Below are 15,592 nucleotides of genomic sequence, written 5' to 3'. Positions count from 1 at the left end.
CTCCGCGGCCGGCTTCAGTAGTGGTAAGGCTCGCCGGCAAGGATCTTGTGGGCGCGGAAAAGCTGCTCGAGCAACACCACGCGCGCGAGCTGGTGGGGCAGCGTCAACGGGCCGAGCGAGAGCTCCTCGTCCGCTTCCGGCAGCTCGAGCCCGTGCGCACCCCCGAGCGCGAAAAAGAGGTCGCGGCCGGCGCGGATCCGCTGGTCGAGCCAGCGCGCGAAACCCAGCGAGTCGAACGATCGGCCGCGCTCGCTCAGACACACCAAGTGGGCCGACGGCGACAGGCGCTCGCGCAGCCGCCGCTCGTCGCGCAGCTCGTGCAGCTCGACACGCGCTTTCGCCCGCAGCAGGCGCAGGTAGTGCTCGCAGTCGTCGGCGAACGGCGGGCGCGCGCGACCGACGGCGAGGATCACGATCCGCATCGCGCCCCGATCATGACGGCAGCAGGCGGCTCGCCGCGGCCACGACCAGCTCCGTGCTGCGACAACCCTGTAGCCGCAGGCGCCGGCTGCCGCACCGCGATCCACGGCCGGCTACCGCCCCTTGCGATACTTCGGCGCGTGAACGAAAACCACGCCGAGCGACGGTTCAACATTCATGCCGACCCCGAGACGATGGCGGGCGTGTATGCCAACTTCGCCAACGTCTCGCACTCCGACTACGAGTTCTCGATCACCTTCGCCCGCGTCGACCACGAGGTCGAGGAGGGCGAGGTCCCCGGGGTCGTCGTGTCGCGTATCAACATGTCGCCGCGGTTCGTGCGCGAGCTGATCGACGCTCTCCAGGACAACTACGCGCGCTGGCAAACGCGGCAGGGGATCCGCGACCTGCCCGAGTACGGCGGCCCCGAGGACTGACCCGCGGCCCCCGACCGTGCAACGCCCGCGGCGTGGGCGTCACCGGGCGGTCCCGAGTCGCGACCGCCGCGCCGCGCCCGCCCCGCAGGACGGCTGGGGCACCCTCCAGCCGCCGCGCTCGTTAGGCCGATGCGTGTCGCGCTGATCTCGGACGTCCACGGCAACCTGCCGGCGCTGCGCGCCGTGCTCGGTGACATCGAGCGCTCGGCCGTGAGCGAGATCTGGTGCCTCGGCGACGTGGTCGGCTACGGGGCCCACCCCAACGAGTGCATCGAGCTCGTCGCCGAGCGCTGCAGCCGCTGGCTGGCGGGCAACCACGACCTCGTCGTCTGCGGGACGCTCGCTATCACCGAGTTTTCGGCGCACGCACGCGCCGCCGCCGAGTGGACGCGCGAGGTTCTCGACCCTGCCGGTCGCGCATTGCTCTCCGCCCGCCTGCCGTTCGACCTCTCGGGGCCGGTGGGCTTGTGGCACGCGAGTCCACGCGACCCGGTCTGGGAGTACGTCCTGAGCGTCCCCCAGGCGGCTGAGTGCCTCGCGGCAATGAACTTCCGCATCGGCTGCATCGGGCACTCGCACGTCGCGCTGTTTTTCACGGCGTCCGGAGACGACGGCGAGGGCACGACGGGTGCTGTCGCCGAGCCAGACCGCGAGCTCGCCCTCTCCGAGGGCTGCTGGTTGCTCAACCCCGGCAGCGTCGGCCAGCCGCGCGACTACGACCCGCGTGCGAGCTGGCTGCTGCTCGATCTCGAGCGGCTGACCGCGGTGTGGCGGCGCGTCGAGTACCCGGTCGACGAGGCAGCAGCGGCGATCGTCGCCGCGGGACTGCCGCCCCTTTTGGCGGAGCGCCTGTGGACGGGCACGTGAGCGGCGACATCCGCCTAGGGTTAGCTCCCGTGACGGACGCTCGCGACAGCGCACGGCGGACCGCACGCCCCGCGCAGGGCACGCCACGGCGCGCCACCGGTGCCGCCGCCCGGCTTCGTCCCCTCGGCCAGCTGCGCTCGCTCGCCGCGATCGCGCTGCTCGCGGTCACGGTGAGCGGCTGCTCGGCACTCGAGCGCCAGCGCTCGTCGGCACGGCTCGATCCCGAGGTCGCGAACGCGCTCGCGCGCCAGCTCGACTCGATCGAACGCCGCTTCCAGGTGGGCGGCGGTGCCTGCAATGACATCACCGGCGGCGCCGATCCGAACACCACACCGGTTCGCGAGGCGATCGCCCGCGTCCGCGACGCGGAGCTGCGCGACGCCCTCACGCAAAGCTTCGACCACCTGTTCTCGCTGGTGCGCGAGCAGTGCGTCACCACGCCCACGGTGCCCGAGGTGACGACACCCGAGGTGACCGAGCCCGCCCCGATCGACACGGCCACCCAACCGAGCGAAACCAGCACGGGACCAGAAACCACACCCACCCCCCAAACGCAGCCGACCCAGCCGGGCGGCGGTGCCGGAGCGGTCACACCCAGCCCCGGCGCGGCGGACAAGGCCCCGAAGAGGACGCGCGGGCGGCAGTCGGGCGGCGCACCGGCGCCGGACGGAGCCAGCGGCAACGGGGGCTAGGAGGGCGCACGTGGCGACCCCAACGCTTCTGAGCGGTCGCTACCGGCTCGAAGAGCGGATCGGAGCCGGCGGCATGTCGACCGTCTTCCGCGCGGTCGACGAGGTGCTCGAGCGGCCCGTGGCTATCAAGCTGCTCGCCGAGCACCTCGCCCAGGACCAGTCGTTCGTGGCGCGCTTCCGCCATGAGGCGCTGGCGGCAGCACGCCTCCAACACCCGAACATCGTCCAGGTCTACGACTCCGGCTTCGACCCGGATTCCGGCCGCCACTACATCGTGATGGAGTACGTCGACGGCTTCTCCTGCGCCGAGCTGCTCCGCGACCATCGCCGGCTCGATATCGAGCAAGCCGTCGCGATCGGCCGCGACGCTTGCGTTGCGCTCGACTACGCGCACCGCGCCGGAATCGTCCATCGCGACGTCAAGCCCGCGAACCTGCTTGTCTCGCGTACCACCGGCGTCACCAAGCTCACCGACTTCGGCATCGCCAAGGCCGCCGAGCAGACCCGCATCACCCAGGTCGGGGCGGTGCTTGGCACCGCCGCCTACCTCTCGCCGGAACAGGCACGCGGCGAGGAGGTGGGTCCGGCCTCCGACATCTACTCCCTCGGCGTCTGCGTCTATCAGTTTCTCGCCGGCCGCTTGCCCCACGAGTACGGCTCGCTGACCGAGCTGGCGCTGAAACAGCAGCAGGACGAGATCCGTCCGATAACCGACTTCCGTCCCGAGGTGCCGGAAGCGCTCGACCGCGCTGTGCGGGTGGCGCTGGCGCGCGACCCGCGCTACCGCTACGCGCGTGCGCTGGACTTCGCGCAGGCACTCGAGGCGGGGCTGACCGGGCGCACCACGGCGGCGACAGCTGCGCTCGAAAACCAGGCGACCCGTGTTCTTAGCGCCGGCGCAGTCGCTGGCGCGGCATCGGGTGCGACCGCCGCGAACGCGGACGCCACACGGGTGCTCGCTCACACCCCGCCCGGCCCCGTCAGCGCACACGGCGGGGTGCCGCTCGGTGAGGCGGCGCGCCCGACCAGTTCGACCGGCGCTGCAGGGGCGCCGGCGCGGCCGGCACGCCGGGGCTCTCGTCGGCTGGCGCGAGCGGTGGCGGTGGTGACGGTTCTCGCTGCCCTCGCAGCCGCCGGTGTAGCCGGTTTGGCGGCGCTTCGCAGCGCCCAGCCCGTCGAACGCCCGGCACCCGTGCGCGCACCCGACGTGCAGACCCAGATCGACGAGCTGCGCCAGTTCCTACGCGACTGGACGCGCTAGCAGCCCTTGTCGGTCTCCTTCTGCTGGGGCGGCGTGAGCGGTCCGAACGGCTCGCGACCGGCCAGCACGGCCGAGCGGTAGTCGGCGAAGCGCCGGGCGCGCACGGCGGCCCGGATCCCGCGCATCAGCGCAGCCATGAAGGCGAGGTTGTGGAGGGTGAGGAGCCGCCCGGCGCTCGGCTCGCCGGCGCGCACCAGGTAGTGCAGGTAGGCGCGGCTGTGGCGCCGACAGGTGGGGCAGGCGCAACCGGCAGCGAGTGGACGATCGTCGAAACGCGACGGGGCTTTGCCGACGTCGAGCCGGAAACGGCTGGCTGGGTCGGGAACGAGCGCGGTTCCGTGGCGAGCGAGCCGGGTCGGAGTGGCGCAGTCAAAGGTGTCGATGCCGAGCGCCACTGCGTCGAGCACGTCCTCGACATCGCCGATCCCGAGCAGGTGGCGCGGCAGCTCGTCGGGCAGGCCGCGCACGGACCAGCCGACGACGTCCCGCATCTGCGCCTTGTCGCGCCCGAGCGACCCGCCGATCGCTACCCCGTCGATGTCGCGCGACAGCAAGTGGGCCTTGGAGCGCTCGCGCAGGTCCTCCCACACGCCTCCCTGGACGATGCCGTAGAGCGCTTGCCAGGCCGGCGCGTTGGCGCGCTGCCAGGCGATGCAGCGGTCGAGCCAGCGGTTGGTGCGCTCGAGCGAGCGGGCGGTGTAGTCGCGCCCGGCGTGGAACGGCGTGCACTCGTCGAAGGCGAGGGCGATGTCGGACCCGAGCGCCGCTTGTACCGCCATCGACCGTTCCGGCGTCAGCACCTGCACGGAGCCGTCGACGTAAGAGCGGAAGCGCGCGCCCTCCTCGTCGATCGACAGCAAGAGGCGCTCCGCGTCGGGGCGACGGCGCGCACCCTTGATCTCCTCAGCTACCGATCCGTGGCCGAGCGAGAAGACCTGGAAACCGCCGGAGTCGGTGATGAACGCCCCGCGCCACCCGGTGAAACCGTGCAGCCCGCCGAAGCGCTCGACCGTGTCGGCGCCGGGTCGCAACATCAGCAGGAAGGTGTTGCCGAGAACGAGCGTGTAGCCGAGGCGCTCGACGTCGTCGAAGTCAAGCGTGCGGACGGTAGCGGCCGAGGCGAGCGGCACGAACGCCGGTGTCTCGACGGTTCCGTGACGCAGCTCGAGAACGCCCGCGCGCGCGCCGCCGTCGCGAGCTTGGATGGTGAAACGCAGGCGCTGCACGGTGGCGGAGGACGCTCGGGTCGACACCGCCGCGAGGCTACAGAGCGTGCAGGCGGGCGCGCCCGCGAGCGCGCCCGCCTGCGACTGTCCGGAGAGACTCAGATCGAGGTCAGCGAATCAGGCCTTTTCGCGCGCCTCGCCCTCGAGCGTGCGCTGCCCGTCGCCGCCAGCCGCGCGGATCTGCACCCGGTGCGGACGGTGCTGCTCCGGCTTCGGCACGCGAACGGTGAGCACGCCCTTGTCGAACTCGGCGGTGATCCGGTTCGGATCGACGCCCTCCGGGAGCGTCAGCGAGCGGCTGAAACGCCCGAACGTGCGCTCGGCGCGGATCCAGCCGTCACGCTTCTCCTCGCGCTCGGAGCGGCGCTCGCCGGAGATCGTCAGAACGCCGTTCTCGACCTCGATCGAGACGTCGTTCTCGGACAGGCCGGGTAGGTCGGCCTTCAGCACGTAGGCGTCGTCGGTCTCATAGAGGTCCATAGCCGGCACCCACCGCTCGGGCCGAGCCTCGCCGAAGAGCGACGTGAACAGCCGGTCGAGCTCCGCGCTTAGCGGTTCCGGTCGAACGAGCATGGCCATCTGTCTCCTCACCTCCTTCCGCGAACTGATTCTTTACTCAGCAGCAATCATAAAATCTAAGCGTCTTCTTGTCACATCTATTTAGCGTTGATGGCTCAGGTCGTACCAGGCTGTCAGGCCGCTGCGGACAGCCGAGCGATCGCCGGAGTCGCCCTCGCAGGCTGCTGCTGCTACTACTGCTGCTGCTGCTGCTGCGCAGGCGGAACTACCGTTCGTAAAGTGGCTTACCCGTCATCGCCCGCGGGCTATCGAGCCCCAGCAGGGCGAGCACCGTGGGGGCGACGTCGGCGAGCACGCCACCGTCGGCGTGCAGGGCGCCGACCGCGGGCTCGATCACGAACGGCACCGGGTTCATCGAGTGCGCGGTGTTGGGACTGCCGTCCGGCTCGAGCATGTTGTCGGCGTTGCCGTGGTCGGCGGTGACCACACAGGCGCCGCCGGTCGCTCGCACTGTGTCGACGACCTGGCCGAGACAGCGGTCGACGCACTCGACCGCGCGCACCGCCGCCTCGATCACGCCGGTGTGGCCCACCATATCGGGGTTCGCGAAGTTGACGATCCCGAACGCATAGTCGCCCGTCCGCCAACGTTCGCAGAAGGCGTCGGCTACGGCCGGCGCCGACATCTCCGGCTTGTGGTCGTAGGTCGGGACGTCACGCGGCGAGTCGATCAGGATCCGCTCCTCGCCCGGGTACGGGTCCTCCACACCGCCGTTGAAGAAGTACGTGACGTGCGGGTACTTCTCGGTCTCGGCGGCGTGCAGCTGGCGCAAGCCCTTGTCGGCGAGCACCGAGGCCAGCGTCACATCGGGCTTTTCGGGAAGGAAGGCAACCGGGAAGTCCCACTCCTCCTGGTAGCGGGTGAGCGTGACGAGCTCCCGGACCGCTTCGCTGCCACGCTCGAACTCCGCGAACTCGGGTTCGGCCAGCGCCCGCACCAGCTGGCGGGCACGGTCGGGACGGAAGTTGAAGAACACGACGACGTCGTCGGGGCGCACGCGCCCCTCGGCGCCCACCAGCCGCGGCGTTATGAACTCGTCGGTTTCGCCGGCGTCGTAGGCGGCGCGCACCGCCGCCACGGGATCGTCGAAGTGCCCGCCCTCGGCCTGCCCGTGCACGATCGCGTCGTACGCCTTCTTCGTCCGCTCCCAGCGGCGGTCGCGATCCATCGCGTAGTAGCGCCCGCTGATCGTCGCGACGCGTCCGCCGAGCTCGTCGACCCACCGCGCGAGCGTCTCGATATGACCGGCGCCCGAGGTCGGCGGTGTGTCGCGCCCATCGGTAAAAGCATGCACGCAGACGTCGGGCACGCGCTCGCGCTGCGCCAGTTCGAGCAGCGCCTGCAGGTGGTCCATGCTTGCGTGGACACCGCCGTCGGAGACGAGCCCGAGCAGGTGCAGCCTGCCGCTGCCGGCACGGGCATCGGCACAGGCGGCGCGCAGCACATCGTTGTCGAAGAACGACCCGTCGGCGATCGCGTCGTCGATGCGGGTGAGGTCCTGGCGCACGATGCGACCCGCGCCGAGGTTGAGGTGCCCGACCTCCGAGTTGCCCATCTGTCCGTCGGGCAGTCCCACGGCACGGCCGCACGCCGTCAGCTGGGTGTGCGGCAGCTCCGCCCACAGGCGGTCGAACACGGGCGTACGGGCGAGCGCGATCGCGTTACCGGGACCGGCCGGAGCGAGACCCCAACCGTCGAGCACCACCAAGCAGACTCGCTCGAAACGCCTGCTCACCGCTCTTCCGCCGCTGCGACGATAGTGGCGAACCCCACGGGGTCGAGGCTCGCACCACCGACGAGGGCACCGTCGACGTCGGGCTGGGCGAGGATGTCAGCGGCGTTGTCGGGTTTGACGCTGCCGCCGTAGAGGATGCGGATCTTCGCCGCCGCCTCGCGCGAACGATCAGCCACGAGCGCGCGGATGAAAGCAATCGCCTCCTGAGCCTGGTCGGGTGTGGCGGTGCGGCCGGTACCGATCGCCCATACGGGTTCGTAGGCGATCACGATGTCGCCGAGACGGTCGTCGGGAACGTCCTCGAGCGCCTCCCACACCTGCTGGCGAAGCCGCCGCTCGGTCTCGCCCTGCTCGCGCTCTTCCTCGGTTTCGCCGACACAGAGGATCGGCTCGAGCCCTGCAGCCAGCGCCACTGGCAGCTTTTCCCGCAAAGCGCGATCGTTCTCGCAGTGGTCGCGGCGCCGCTCGGAGTGCCCGAGCACGACGCCGTCGACGCCCAGTTCTGTGAGCATCGCCGCCGAGATCTCGCCGGTGTGCGCCCCCTCCGCCGCCTGGTGCATGTTCTGGGCGAGCACGCGCACACCGCTCCCTCGCGCCGCCTCCACGCACACGTCGAGCGCGGTGAAGGGGGCGCAGATCCCGACGTCGACCGTCCGCTCAGCCACCGGGGCGAGGCGCTCGAGCAGGCGCGGGAAGTAGTCGCGTGCCTGGCGGCGCGTTCCCCACATCTTCCAGTTGCCGGCGACGTAAGGCTTGCGTTTCATCGGATCCCCTCCGTGGGCGGGTCGAGCGGCATCAGGCGTCGTCGAGCGCCTCGACGCCCGGAAGCTCGCGTCCTTCGAGCAGTTCGAGCGCAGCGCCGCCACCGGTCGAGACGTGATCGACGCGTTCGTCGAGCCCGAAAGCGGCGAGCGCCGCCGCCGAATCGCCGCCACCGACCACGGTCGTGGCACGGGCGTTCGCAACCGCCTCGGCGAGCGCGCTCGTACCGGCCGCGAACGGCTCGAGCTCGAAGGCGCCCATCGGACCGTTCCAGAAGACGCATCCCGCGGCGGCGATCCGCTCGGCGTACAGCCGCGCCGTGGCGGGCCCGATGTCGAGCCCCATCCAACCGTCGGGCACGTCGACACCGTCAAGTTCGCGTCGCTCGGCGTCGGCCGCGAAGCGGTCGGCGGCGACGATGTCGACCGGCAGGCGCAGCTGGCAGCGCGCGGCCTCGGCTCGCACCAGCACCTCGCGGGCGATCGCTGCGCCCTCGTCGTCGACCAGCGAGTCGCCGGTGCTGTGCCCTTGTGCGCGGAAGAACGCGAAGCACATCGCGCCGCCGATTAGGAGCTCGTCGGCGATCGTCAAGAAGCGCTCGATCAGCTTGACCTTGTCGTTGACCTTGGCGCCGCCGAGAACCACGACGAACGGTCGCTCGGGCGCCTCGACAAGCCGCTCGAGCGTCGTCACCTCGCGCTCGAGAAGAAAACCGGCCACCGCCGGCCGCAGAAACCGGCAGACACCGGCGGTCGACGCGTGGGCGCGGTGCGCGGCGCCGAAAGCGTCGTTGACGTAGGCCTCGCCGAGGCTCGCGAGCCGGCGCGCGAAGCCCTCGTCGTTGGCGGTTTCGCCCGGCTCCCAGCGCAGGTTCTCGAGCATCACGATCTCGCCCGCTTCGGCGCCGGCGACGAGCTCTTGCGTGTGCGGACCGGCGACGTCGTCGGCGAGGTGCACGACGGCGCCGCTCAGCTCCGCGAGCCGCTCGGCTACCGGCCGCAGAGACGTCTCGGGGTCGTGGCTCTTTGGTCTGCCGAGATGGGAGCAGACGACGATGCGCGCACCGCACCCGCGCAAGTGCTCGATCGTCGGCAGCGCGGCGCGGATGCGACGATCGTCAGTGATCGCGCCGTCGGCGAGCGGCACGTTGAAATCGGCGCGCACGAGCACGCGCTGGCCCTGCGCGATATCGAGGTCGCGCAAGGTGCGTTTGCGGAAGCGCTGGGGTGGCGGCGCGCCGTCTCGGCCAGGTCGGGGGGTGGCGTTCGCGCTAGCCAACGCGCGTACCGGCGAGGACTTTCTCGGCCAGTTCGACGACTCGGTTCGAGTAGCCCCACTCGTTGTCGTACCAGGCGACGACCTTGAGCAGGCGGTCCTCGATCATCATCGTGAGCTGCGCGTCGAAGATCGACGAGTACGGCGAGCGCACGATGTCGGTCGAAACGATCGGCTCCTCGGTGTACTTGAGGATGCCGGCGAGCTCGCCGCTGTCGGCCCGCTCGCGGACCGCAGCGTTGACCTCGTCCTCGCTCGTCGGCCGAGCGGTGCGCACCACGAGGTCGACCACCGAGCCGGTGCTCACGGGTGCGCGCACCGCGATCCCGTTCAGCTTGCCGGCGAGTTCGGGGATCACGAGACCGATCGCGCGCGCCGCTCCGGTCGAGGTGGGCACGAGGTTGATCGCCGCGGCACGCGCCCGCCGCAGGTCCTTGTGCGGGGCATCCTGCAGCCGCTGGTCGGCGGTGTAGGCGTGGACGGTGGTCATCACGCCGTGCTCGATGCCGACCGTCTCGTGGAGGACCTTGGCTACCGGTGCCAGGCAGTTGGTGGTGCAGGAGGCGTTCGAGATGACGTGGTGACGGTCGGGGTCGTAGGCGTCGTCGTTGACACCGAGCGCCACGGTGATGTCGGGGTTCTTGGCGGGAGCGGAGATGATCACCTTGCGCGCCCCTGCCGCGAGGTGCTTGGCGGCGTCGTCGCGGTTCGTGAAAAGACCGGTCGACTCGATCACGACGTCGACGCCGAGCTCGCCCCAGGGCAGCGCCGCCGGGTCGCGCTCGGCCAGCACGCGCACCTCGCGCCCGTCAACGATCAGGGCGTTGTCGGTGTGCTCGACCGTGCCCGGGAAGGGCCCGTAGTTGGAGTCGTAGCGGAGCAGGTGGGCGAGCGTCGCGGTGTCGGTGATGTCGTTCACCGCCACCCACTCGATGTCCGCTTCGCGCTCGAAGGCGGCGCGGAAAACGTTGCGTCCGATCCGTCCGAAACCGTTGATCGCAGCTCTCACCGGCATCTGGGGTCCTCGCAGTCGCTTGGTCGACACCTTGCGGGGGCGGGCGATCGAGGGTCGTGCCCCCGGAGCGACAAGGGAATCTATCCCACCGCGGCCCGCGGCGCCGGTGCGGCACGGTCGATGTCGCGATGCACGACGTCGACCAGATAGCGGTCGTGCGCGGCCAGCGCCGCCGCGATCCGCTCGGCGAGCACGACCGAGCGGTGCCGCCCGCCTGTGCAGCCGATGCCGATCGTGAGGTGCGCGCGCCCCTCGCGCTCGTAGCGGGGCAACAGGAAGTCGAGCAGATCGAGGATGCGGCGCTCGAGCTCGCTGCTTTCGGCGCTCTGTTCGACGTAGCGGCGGACCGGCTCGTCGAGCCCGGTGAGCGGCCGCAGCTCCGGCTCGTAGTGCGGGTTGGGCAGGAAGCGCACGTCGAAGAGCAGGTCGATGTCGCGCGGCGTGCCGTGCTTGAAACCGAAGCTCAAAAGCGAGACGGCGAGCCGTGCGCTGCGCCCGCGCGGCAGCATCTTCTCGGCCACGAGCTGGCGCAGCCGCGCGGCGGTTAGGTCGGAGGTGTCGATGACGACGTCGGCTTGCTCCTTGAGCGGCTCGAGCAAGCGCCGCTCGAGGCGGATCGCGCGCTCGAGCTGGCCGGCGCGCAGCTCCCCGTCGGCGCTCGCAAGGGGCGTGCCGACGTGGCTGCGGACGAACGTCTCGACGTGCGGGTCGGTCGCTGCCAGCGGGTGCCGCCGCCGCGTCTCTTTGAAGCGGTTGACGAGCACCTCCTCGGACGCCTCGAGGTAGAGCACGCGGTGCGGCGTCCCGCGTTCGGCCAAGCGCCCGAGGACGCGCACCAGCGCCTCGAAGAAGCGCCCGCCGCGCACGTCGCAGACGACCGCCGCCCGCTCGACGTTGCTGCCCTCGTGCTCGAGCAGGTCGGCGAGGTTCTCGATCATCTCGGGCGGGAGGTTGTCGACACAGAAGTAGCCGGCGTCCTCGAAACAGGCCATCGCCTGACTTTTGCCGGCGCCCGAGAAGCCGGTGATGACGACGAGATCCCGCAACGGCGCGGACATGATCGAACCTTGCCACATGGCGGCGCGGCCGGTTCAGCGCACTTTGTGAAGTTGTTCGTGGATGCGCCGTGCCACCTTGGCGGGCAGGCCGGGCACCGCCTCGAGTTCCTCGCGGCTGGCCGCGAGCACGCGCTCGGGCGAACCGAAGTGGCGCAGGATCGCGCGCTTGCGAGCCGGCCCGATTCCCGGCAGGTCGTCGAGCAGGGAACGTCTTAGGTCGGCGCTACGCCGCCGGCGGTGGTAGTCGAGCGCGAAGCGGTGCGCTTCGTCGCGCACCCGCTGCAGGAGCTGGAGCTCGGGAGCGGAGCGTTCGAGCCGGAGCGGCTCGCTGCGTCCGGGCAGGTAGATCTCCTCGAGCCTTTTCGCGAGCGAGCACACGGCGACGCCGGCGGCGCGTAGCTCGTCGAGCACCGCGAGCCCGGAAGAGAGCTGGCCGCGGCCACCGTCGATCAAGATCAGATCGGGCAGCGCTGCGAAGCTCGCGTCGTAGTCGGCGTCGTGCGGCGAGAGCTCGCGCTGTCTGCGCTGCTCGGCGACGCGCCGTGCGAGCACCTCGGCGATCGCCGCGAAGTCGTCTTGCACCGCGTCGTGGATGCGGAAGCGGCGGTAGTGGTCGCGGTTCGGCAGCCCGCCCTCGAAGACGACCAGCGAGGCGACGGTGTGGGCGTGCATCAGGTTCGAGATGTCGACCGCCTCGATCCGCATCGGCAGGCGCTCGAGCCCGAGCGCTTCGCGCAGGCGCTCGAGCGTGGCTATGCGGTGACTGCGGCGGCGTTCGGCGCGCAAGCGATCCTGCGCGAGCGCGAGCTCGGCGTTGCGCTCGGCGAGCTCGAGCAGCCGCCGCTTGTCGCCGCGCTCGGCGGCGCGCACCTCGACGCGGGCGCCGCGCCGGCGCGAGAGCGCCTCGGCGATCTCCTCCCCTCGTTTCACGCCCTTCTGGACGATCACCTGCGGCGGCACCACGAGCGCCGCCTCGTAGTACTGGAGCAGGAACTCCTCGGCGACCTCGGCCGCCTCGCGCTGGGCGGGGTTCTCTAGATAGAAGCTCTGTCGGTCGGCGAGAACGCCGTCGCGAACGCGGAAGACCTGGGCGTTGGCGTCGCTGCCCGCGACGGCGACCGCGACGACGTCGACGTCGCCCACCGACCGGTTCGCCACCCGCTGCCGTTCGAGCAGCGAGCGCACCGCCTGCAGACGGTCGCGCAGGCGCGCGGCGCGCTCGAACTCCTGGCGGTCGGCGGCAGCGCGCATCTCGCGCTCGAGCTCGTCCTCGACGGCGCGGTAGCGACCGGAGAGAAAGGCGACGATCGCCTCGATCGAGCGGCGGTACTCGTCGCGCCCTACGTAGCCGACGCAGGGCGCTTGGCAGCGGCCGATGTGATAGTCGAGGCAGGGGCTGCCGGAAGCCCGCCCCGGCTCGCGCCCCTCGCAGGTGCGGAACTGGAAGATGCGGCCGAGCAGGTCGAGCGTCTCGCGCACCTTGCGCGCGTTCGAGAAGGGGCCGAAGTAGGCGCGCCCTGGCTTGTGGCGCTCGCGGGTGAAGTAGACGCGCGGAAAGTCCTCGTCGAGCGAGATGCCGATGTAGGGGTAGGACTTGTCGTCGCGCAGGCGGACGTTGTAGAGCGGCCGGTGGTGCTTGATGAAGCGCTGCTCGGCGAGCAGCGCCTCGGCCTCGGTTTCGGTGACAAGCACCTCGATGTCGGCGACGGCGTCGGCAAGCCCTTTGCCGCTACCTCGGCGCGCGAAGTGCGAGTTGACGCGCTTGCGCAGCGAGCGTGCCTTGCCGACGTAGAGCACCCGCCCCTCGGCGTCGCGGAAGATGTAAACGCCGGGCGCGTCGGGCAGGGCACGGCGCTGCTCGTCGACATGGTTGCGGCGTTGCGCGGCGCTGGGCGTTTCCAACCTCCTCGAGCGGCAAGGTTAGGCAGCGCCCGCGGCAGCGGCGTTCCGCCGTCACGCCTCGCCCCGGCGGCATGCCGCGCCCGCGGCCCGCCGCTCTACGCCAAAAGACGGACGACCGAGTCGGCGACGCAGGCGGGCTTCTCGGAGCCCTCGACCTCGACGGTGAAGCGCTGGATCAGCTGCCACCAGCCGCCGCCGACCTCGTCGAACGACACCGTTTCGCAGCTCACGCGGATGCGCGAGCCCGACGGCACCGGCGCGGGAAAGCGGATCTTGTTCCAGCCGTAGTTGATTGCCATCCGGAAGCCCTCGAGCGCGACAAGCTGCGCGCGGAAGCCGTCGATCAACGAAAGCGTGAGGTTGCCGTGCGCGATCGTGGTCCCGAAGGGGCTTTCGCGCGCGGCGCGTTCGCGGTCGACGTGGATCCACTGGTGGTCGCCGGTGAGATCCGCGAACGTGTCGATCATCTCTTGTGTAACCGGACGCCAGTCGCTCGGGCCGAGCGTCTTGCCGACGAGCGCCTTGGCTTCCTCCACTCCGTTGACCTTCACCTGTGCCATGGCGGGGAGCCTAGACCTAGAGGCCTCCGTCCGGCCGGGGAGCGGTGACCGTTTTGTTCGCGAGCGCGCCGCGACGCTCGCCCCGCACCCGGTCATAGCTCCCCGCTGCATCGGCCACGAGCACCCGCCGTCAACCGCGGCCCACTCCCACTGGCAGACAGGCGGCGTTCGGCCCTGCGTGGCGAGCGATCCGCACCTACCGCTTGCTACTCGATTAACGCGACCCGCGGCCGCGCGAGCGCAACCTCGCCGACGCCGCCGAGGACGCCGAGGATACGCATCACGTAGGCGCGCGTCTCGGGGTAGGGCGGGATGCCACCGTAGCGTTCGACCACGGCCGGGCCGGCGTTGTACGCCGCTAGCGCGAGCGGCACGCTGCCGGCGAAACGGTCGAGCAGGTCGCGGACAAGTCGCGCCTGGGCGTCGATCGCCTGCCAGGGGTCGAAGGGGTCGCGCAAGCCGTAGGCGTGCGCGGTGGCCGGCATGAACTGAGCTATGCCGAGCGCTCCCGCGGGGCTGCGAGCGAACGGGTTGAACCCCGACTCGACGTAGAGCTGCGCAGCGAGAAGCGCGGGCGAGACGTTCCACCGCTGCGCCGCACGCGCGATCGGTGCGACGAGCCGCGGCGGGACGAAATCGGGTAGGCCGCTGTGGATGCGCGAGTGGTCGCCGGCCGGAGGCTCCCAGGAGCCGCGGTCGTACTGTGCCGGGTGCTGGCGGTCGCGCGGGTTGGGGCCGTAGCCGTAGTGCCACGGTTCCCAGTGGTAACGCTTGATGAAACCAAAGCGACGGGCGTTTGCGGCCAGCCATGTCCAGGCGGCCGGTGGACCGAGGTCGAGTTCGGTGGCGTAGCGGTGGAGGCTGGTGCCCGGCGGGGCGACCCAGCGGGGGTTCGGATTGGCAGCGTAGAGACGTGCCTGCTCGGCATCGGAGCGGAAGGCGCTGTTGACGATCAGCGCGAGGCGGGCCTCGCGCCACGCCGCCGCCGCGAGCCGGTCGAAAGCAGCGGCAACATCAGGGCGCATCGGCTTGCCCTGGCGGTAGGCGAGCGGCCCGTCGTAGCCGCCGCCGCTGCCGCGGTCACCGAGCGGTGACGCGACCGCTGCGGGCGGCACGATCGCAGCGGCCGCGCGGGCGCGGGCGCGCGGTCGGCGCGACCGGCCGAGCCGTCGATCGAGCGGCGTCGCGACGGTGCCCCGAACGGTCACCGCGACGGCCGTGGGTGCGAAACCGGCTCCGAACTCGACCGCGATCGCGTGCCCTTCGGCACCGTTCGCACGCGCCGTGCGCACGGCCGCGCGCTCTGCCAGCGAGCGGTACGCGCTGTCGCTCAGGTGCAGCGGGTTCGGGCGACCGCCTGGAAGTGTCGGCGCCACGAACAAGCGGTGGTAGTTGCGGGCCATTGTCTGCCCTGCCGCCAGAGCCGCCAGGTCGGCTGCGCGCTGCAGACGCCCCTTGCCGGTGAGCCCTGCGCCGACGGCCGCGAGCGCGAGGACGAAGCCGCTCGTCAACACGACGAAGACGAGCACGAGAGGCAGCGCCTGTCCTTGCGCTGCCCGCCACGGGGTGCGCCAGGCGCGCAGGGCGGCCGCTCGTGAGCGCGCTCCGGCCCCCTCGGGGGTGGGGCGCGCTCCCGACCCCTCGGGGGTGGCGCAGGGGCGCGCGCAAAAACGGTGCCACGCCCTGATCACGCAAAGTTTCCGCGTCACACGAAGACGCTCGCGCCAGCCGCGTTACCGGGGGCTTGCGCCTGTTACAGCGCGGCAAACAAGCGAGCGCTCGGCTACCCCCATCCGCAGACGC

General features: G+C 71.1%; 15 protein-coding genes. 4 read left to right on the top strand and 11 right to left on the bottom strand.

Going from position 1 to position 15,592, the window contains the following annotated elements; all coding sequences use genetic code 11:
- Window positions 1-14: 14 nt before the first annotated feature.
- A complete protein-coding gene (locus tag JDY09_RS02960) occupies window positions 15-422 on the bottom strand; it encodes a 23S rRNA (pseudouridine(1915)-N(3))-methyltransferase RlmH (protein ID WP_274717525.1) in 408 nt (135 codons plus the stop codon).
- A gap of 138 nt (window positions 423-560) precedes the next feature.
- Between JDY09_RS02960 and JDY09_RS02955 the strand changes: the two genes are divergently transcribed.
- The 4 genes from JDY09_RS02955 (at window position 561) to JDY09_RS02940 (ending at window position 3,677) form a co-directional block, all read left to right on the top strand.
- Window positions 561-857 (top strand): DUF3467 domain-containing protein, encoded by a 297-nt coding sequence (locus tag JDY09_RS02955; RefSeq protein WP_274717524.1) that lies wholly within the window; start codon window positions 561-563, stop codon window positions 855-857.
- A gap of 129 nt (window positions 858-986) precedes the next feature.
- Window positions 987-1,724: a metallophosphoesterase family protein gene (locus JDY09_RS02950; RefSeq protein ID WP_274717523.1), complete on the top strand. Its 738-nt coding sequence runs from the start codon at window positions 987-989 to the stop codon at window positions 1,722-1,724.
- A 29-nt stretch (window positions 1,725-1,753) separates the two neighbouring features.
- Complete coding sequence (locus tag JDY09_RS02945; RefSeq protein ID WP_274717522.1) at window positions 1,754-2,416, top strand: hypothetical protein; 663 nt, start codon at window positions 1,754-1,756, stop codon at window positions 2,414-2,416.
- Between the two features lie 10 nt (window positions 2,417-2,426).
- Window positions 2,427-3,677 carry a protein kinase domain-containing protein gene (locus JDY09_RS02940; protein WP_274717521.1) on the top strand — a complete coding sequence of 417 codons (1,251 nt, stop codon included), beginning with the start codon at window positions 2,427-2,429 and terminating at the stop codon, window positions 3,675-3,677.
- Here the strand turns inward: JDY09_RS02940 and tgt are convergent.
- From tgt to JDY09_RS02890, 10 genes are all read right to left on the bottom strand, one after another.
- Window positions 3,674-4,930 (bottom strand): tRNA guanosine(34) transglycosylase Tgt, encoded by a 1,257-nt coding sequence (gene tgt, locus JDY09_RS02935; RefSeq protein WP_274717520.1) that lies wholly within the window; start codon window positions 4,928-4,930, stop codon window positions 3,674-3,676. The two genes, JDY09_RS02940 and tgt, sit on opposite strands and share 4 nt — an antisense overlap.
- A 90-nt stretch (window positions 4,931-5,020) precedes the next feature.
- A complete protein-coding gene (locus JDY09_RS02930) occupies window positions 5,021-5,482 on the bottom strand; it encodes an Hsp20/alpha crystallin family protein (protein WP_274717519.1) in 462 nt (153 codons plus the stop codon).
- A gap of 205 nt (window positions 5,483-5,687) precedes the next feature.
- On the bottom strand, window positions 5,688-7,217 hold the full coding sequence (gene gpmI, locus JDY09_RS02925; RefSeq protein ID WP_274717518.1) for a 2,3-bisphosphoglycerate-independent phosphoglycerate mutase: 1,530 nt from the start codon (window positions 7,215-7,217) through the stop codon (window positions 5,688-5,690).
- On the bottom strand, window positions 7,214-7,981 hold the full coding sequence (gene tpiA, locus JDY09_RS02920; RefSeq protein ID WP_274717517.1) for a triose-phosphate isomerase: 768 nt from the start codon (window positions 7,979-7,981) through the stop codon (window positions 7,214-7,216). The genes gpmI and tpiA overlap by 4 nt, the downstream gene beginning before the upstream one ends.
- Before the next feature lie 31 nt (window positions 7,982-8,012).
- A complete protein-coding gene (locus tag JDY09_RS02915; protein ID WP_428837459.1) occupies window positions 8,013-9,182 on the bottom strand; it encodes a phosphoglycerate kinase in 1,170 nt (389 codons plus the stop codon).
- Between the two features lie 67 nt (window positions 9,183-9,249).
- On the bottom strand, window positions 9,250-10,269 hold the full coding sequence (gene gap, locus JDY09_RS02910) for a type I glyceraldehyde-3-phosphate dehydrogenase (RefSeq protein WP_274717515.1): 1,020 nt from the start codon (window positions 10,267-10,269) through the stop codon (window positions 9,250-9,252).
- 80 nt (window positions 10,270-10,349) lie between these two features.
- Complete coding sequence (gene rapZ, locus JDY09_RS02905; RefSeq protein WP_274717514.1) at window positions 10,350-11,327, bottom strand: RNase adapter RapZ; 978 nt, start codon at window positions 11,325-11,327, stop codon at window positions 10,350-10,352.
- A 33-nt stretch (window positions 11,328-11,360) separates the two neighbouring features.
- Window positions 11,361-13,229: an excinuclease ABC subunit UvrC gene (gene uvrC, locus JDY09_RS02900; protein ID WP_274717513.1), complete on the bottom strand. Its 1,869-nt coding sequence runs from the start codon at window positions 13,227-13,229 to the stop codon at window positions 11,361-11,363.
- Between the two features lie 95 nt (window positions 13,230-13,324).
- Complete coding sequence (locus tag JDY09_RS02895) at window positions 13,325-13,789, bottom strand: MaoC family dehydratase (protein WP_274717512.1); 465 nt, start codon at window positions 13,787-13,789, stop codon at window positions 13,325-13,327.
- A gap of 206 nt (window positions 13,790-13,995) precedes the next feature.
- Entirely contained in the window at window positions 13,996-15,498 is a 1,503-nt protein-coding gene (locus JDY09_RS02890) for a lytic transglycosylase domain-containing protein (protein ID WP_274717511.1), read from the bottom strand.
- Window positions 15,499-15,592 lie beyond the last annotated feature (94 nt).

The sequence above is a fragment of the Thermoleophilum album genome (genome assembly GCF_028867705.1).
GTDB lineage: Bacteria > Actinomycetota > Thermoleophilia > Solirubrobacterales > Thermoleophilaceae > Thermoleophilum.
Note: the sequence above shows the minus strand (reverse complement) of the source record. Positions and strands in the feature narration are given on the sequence as shown.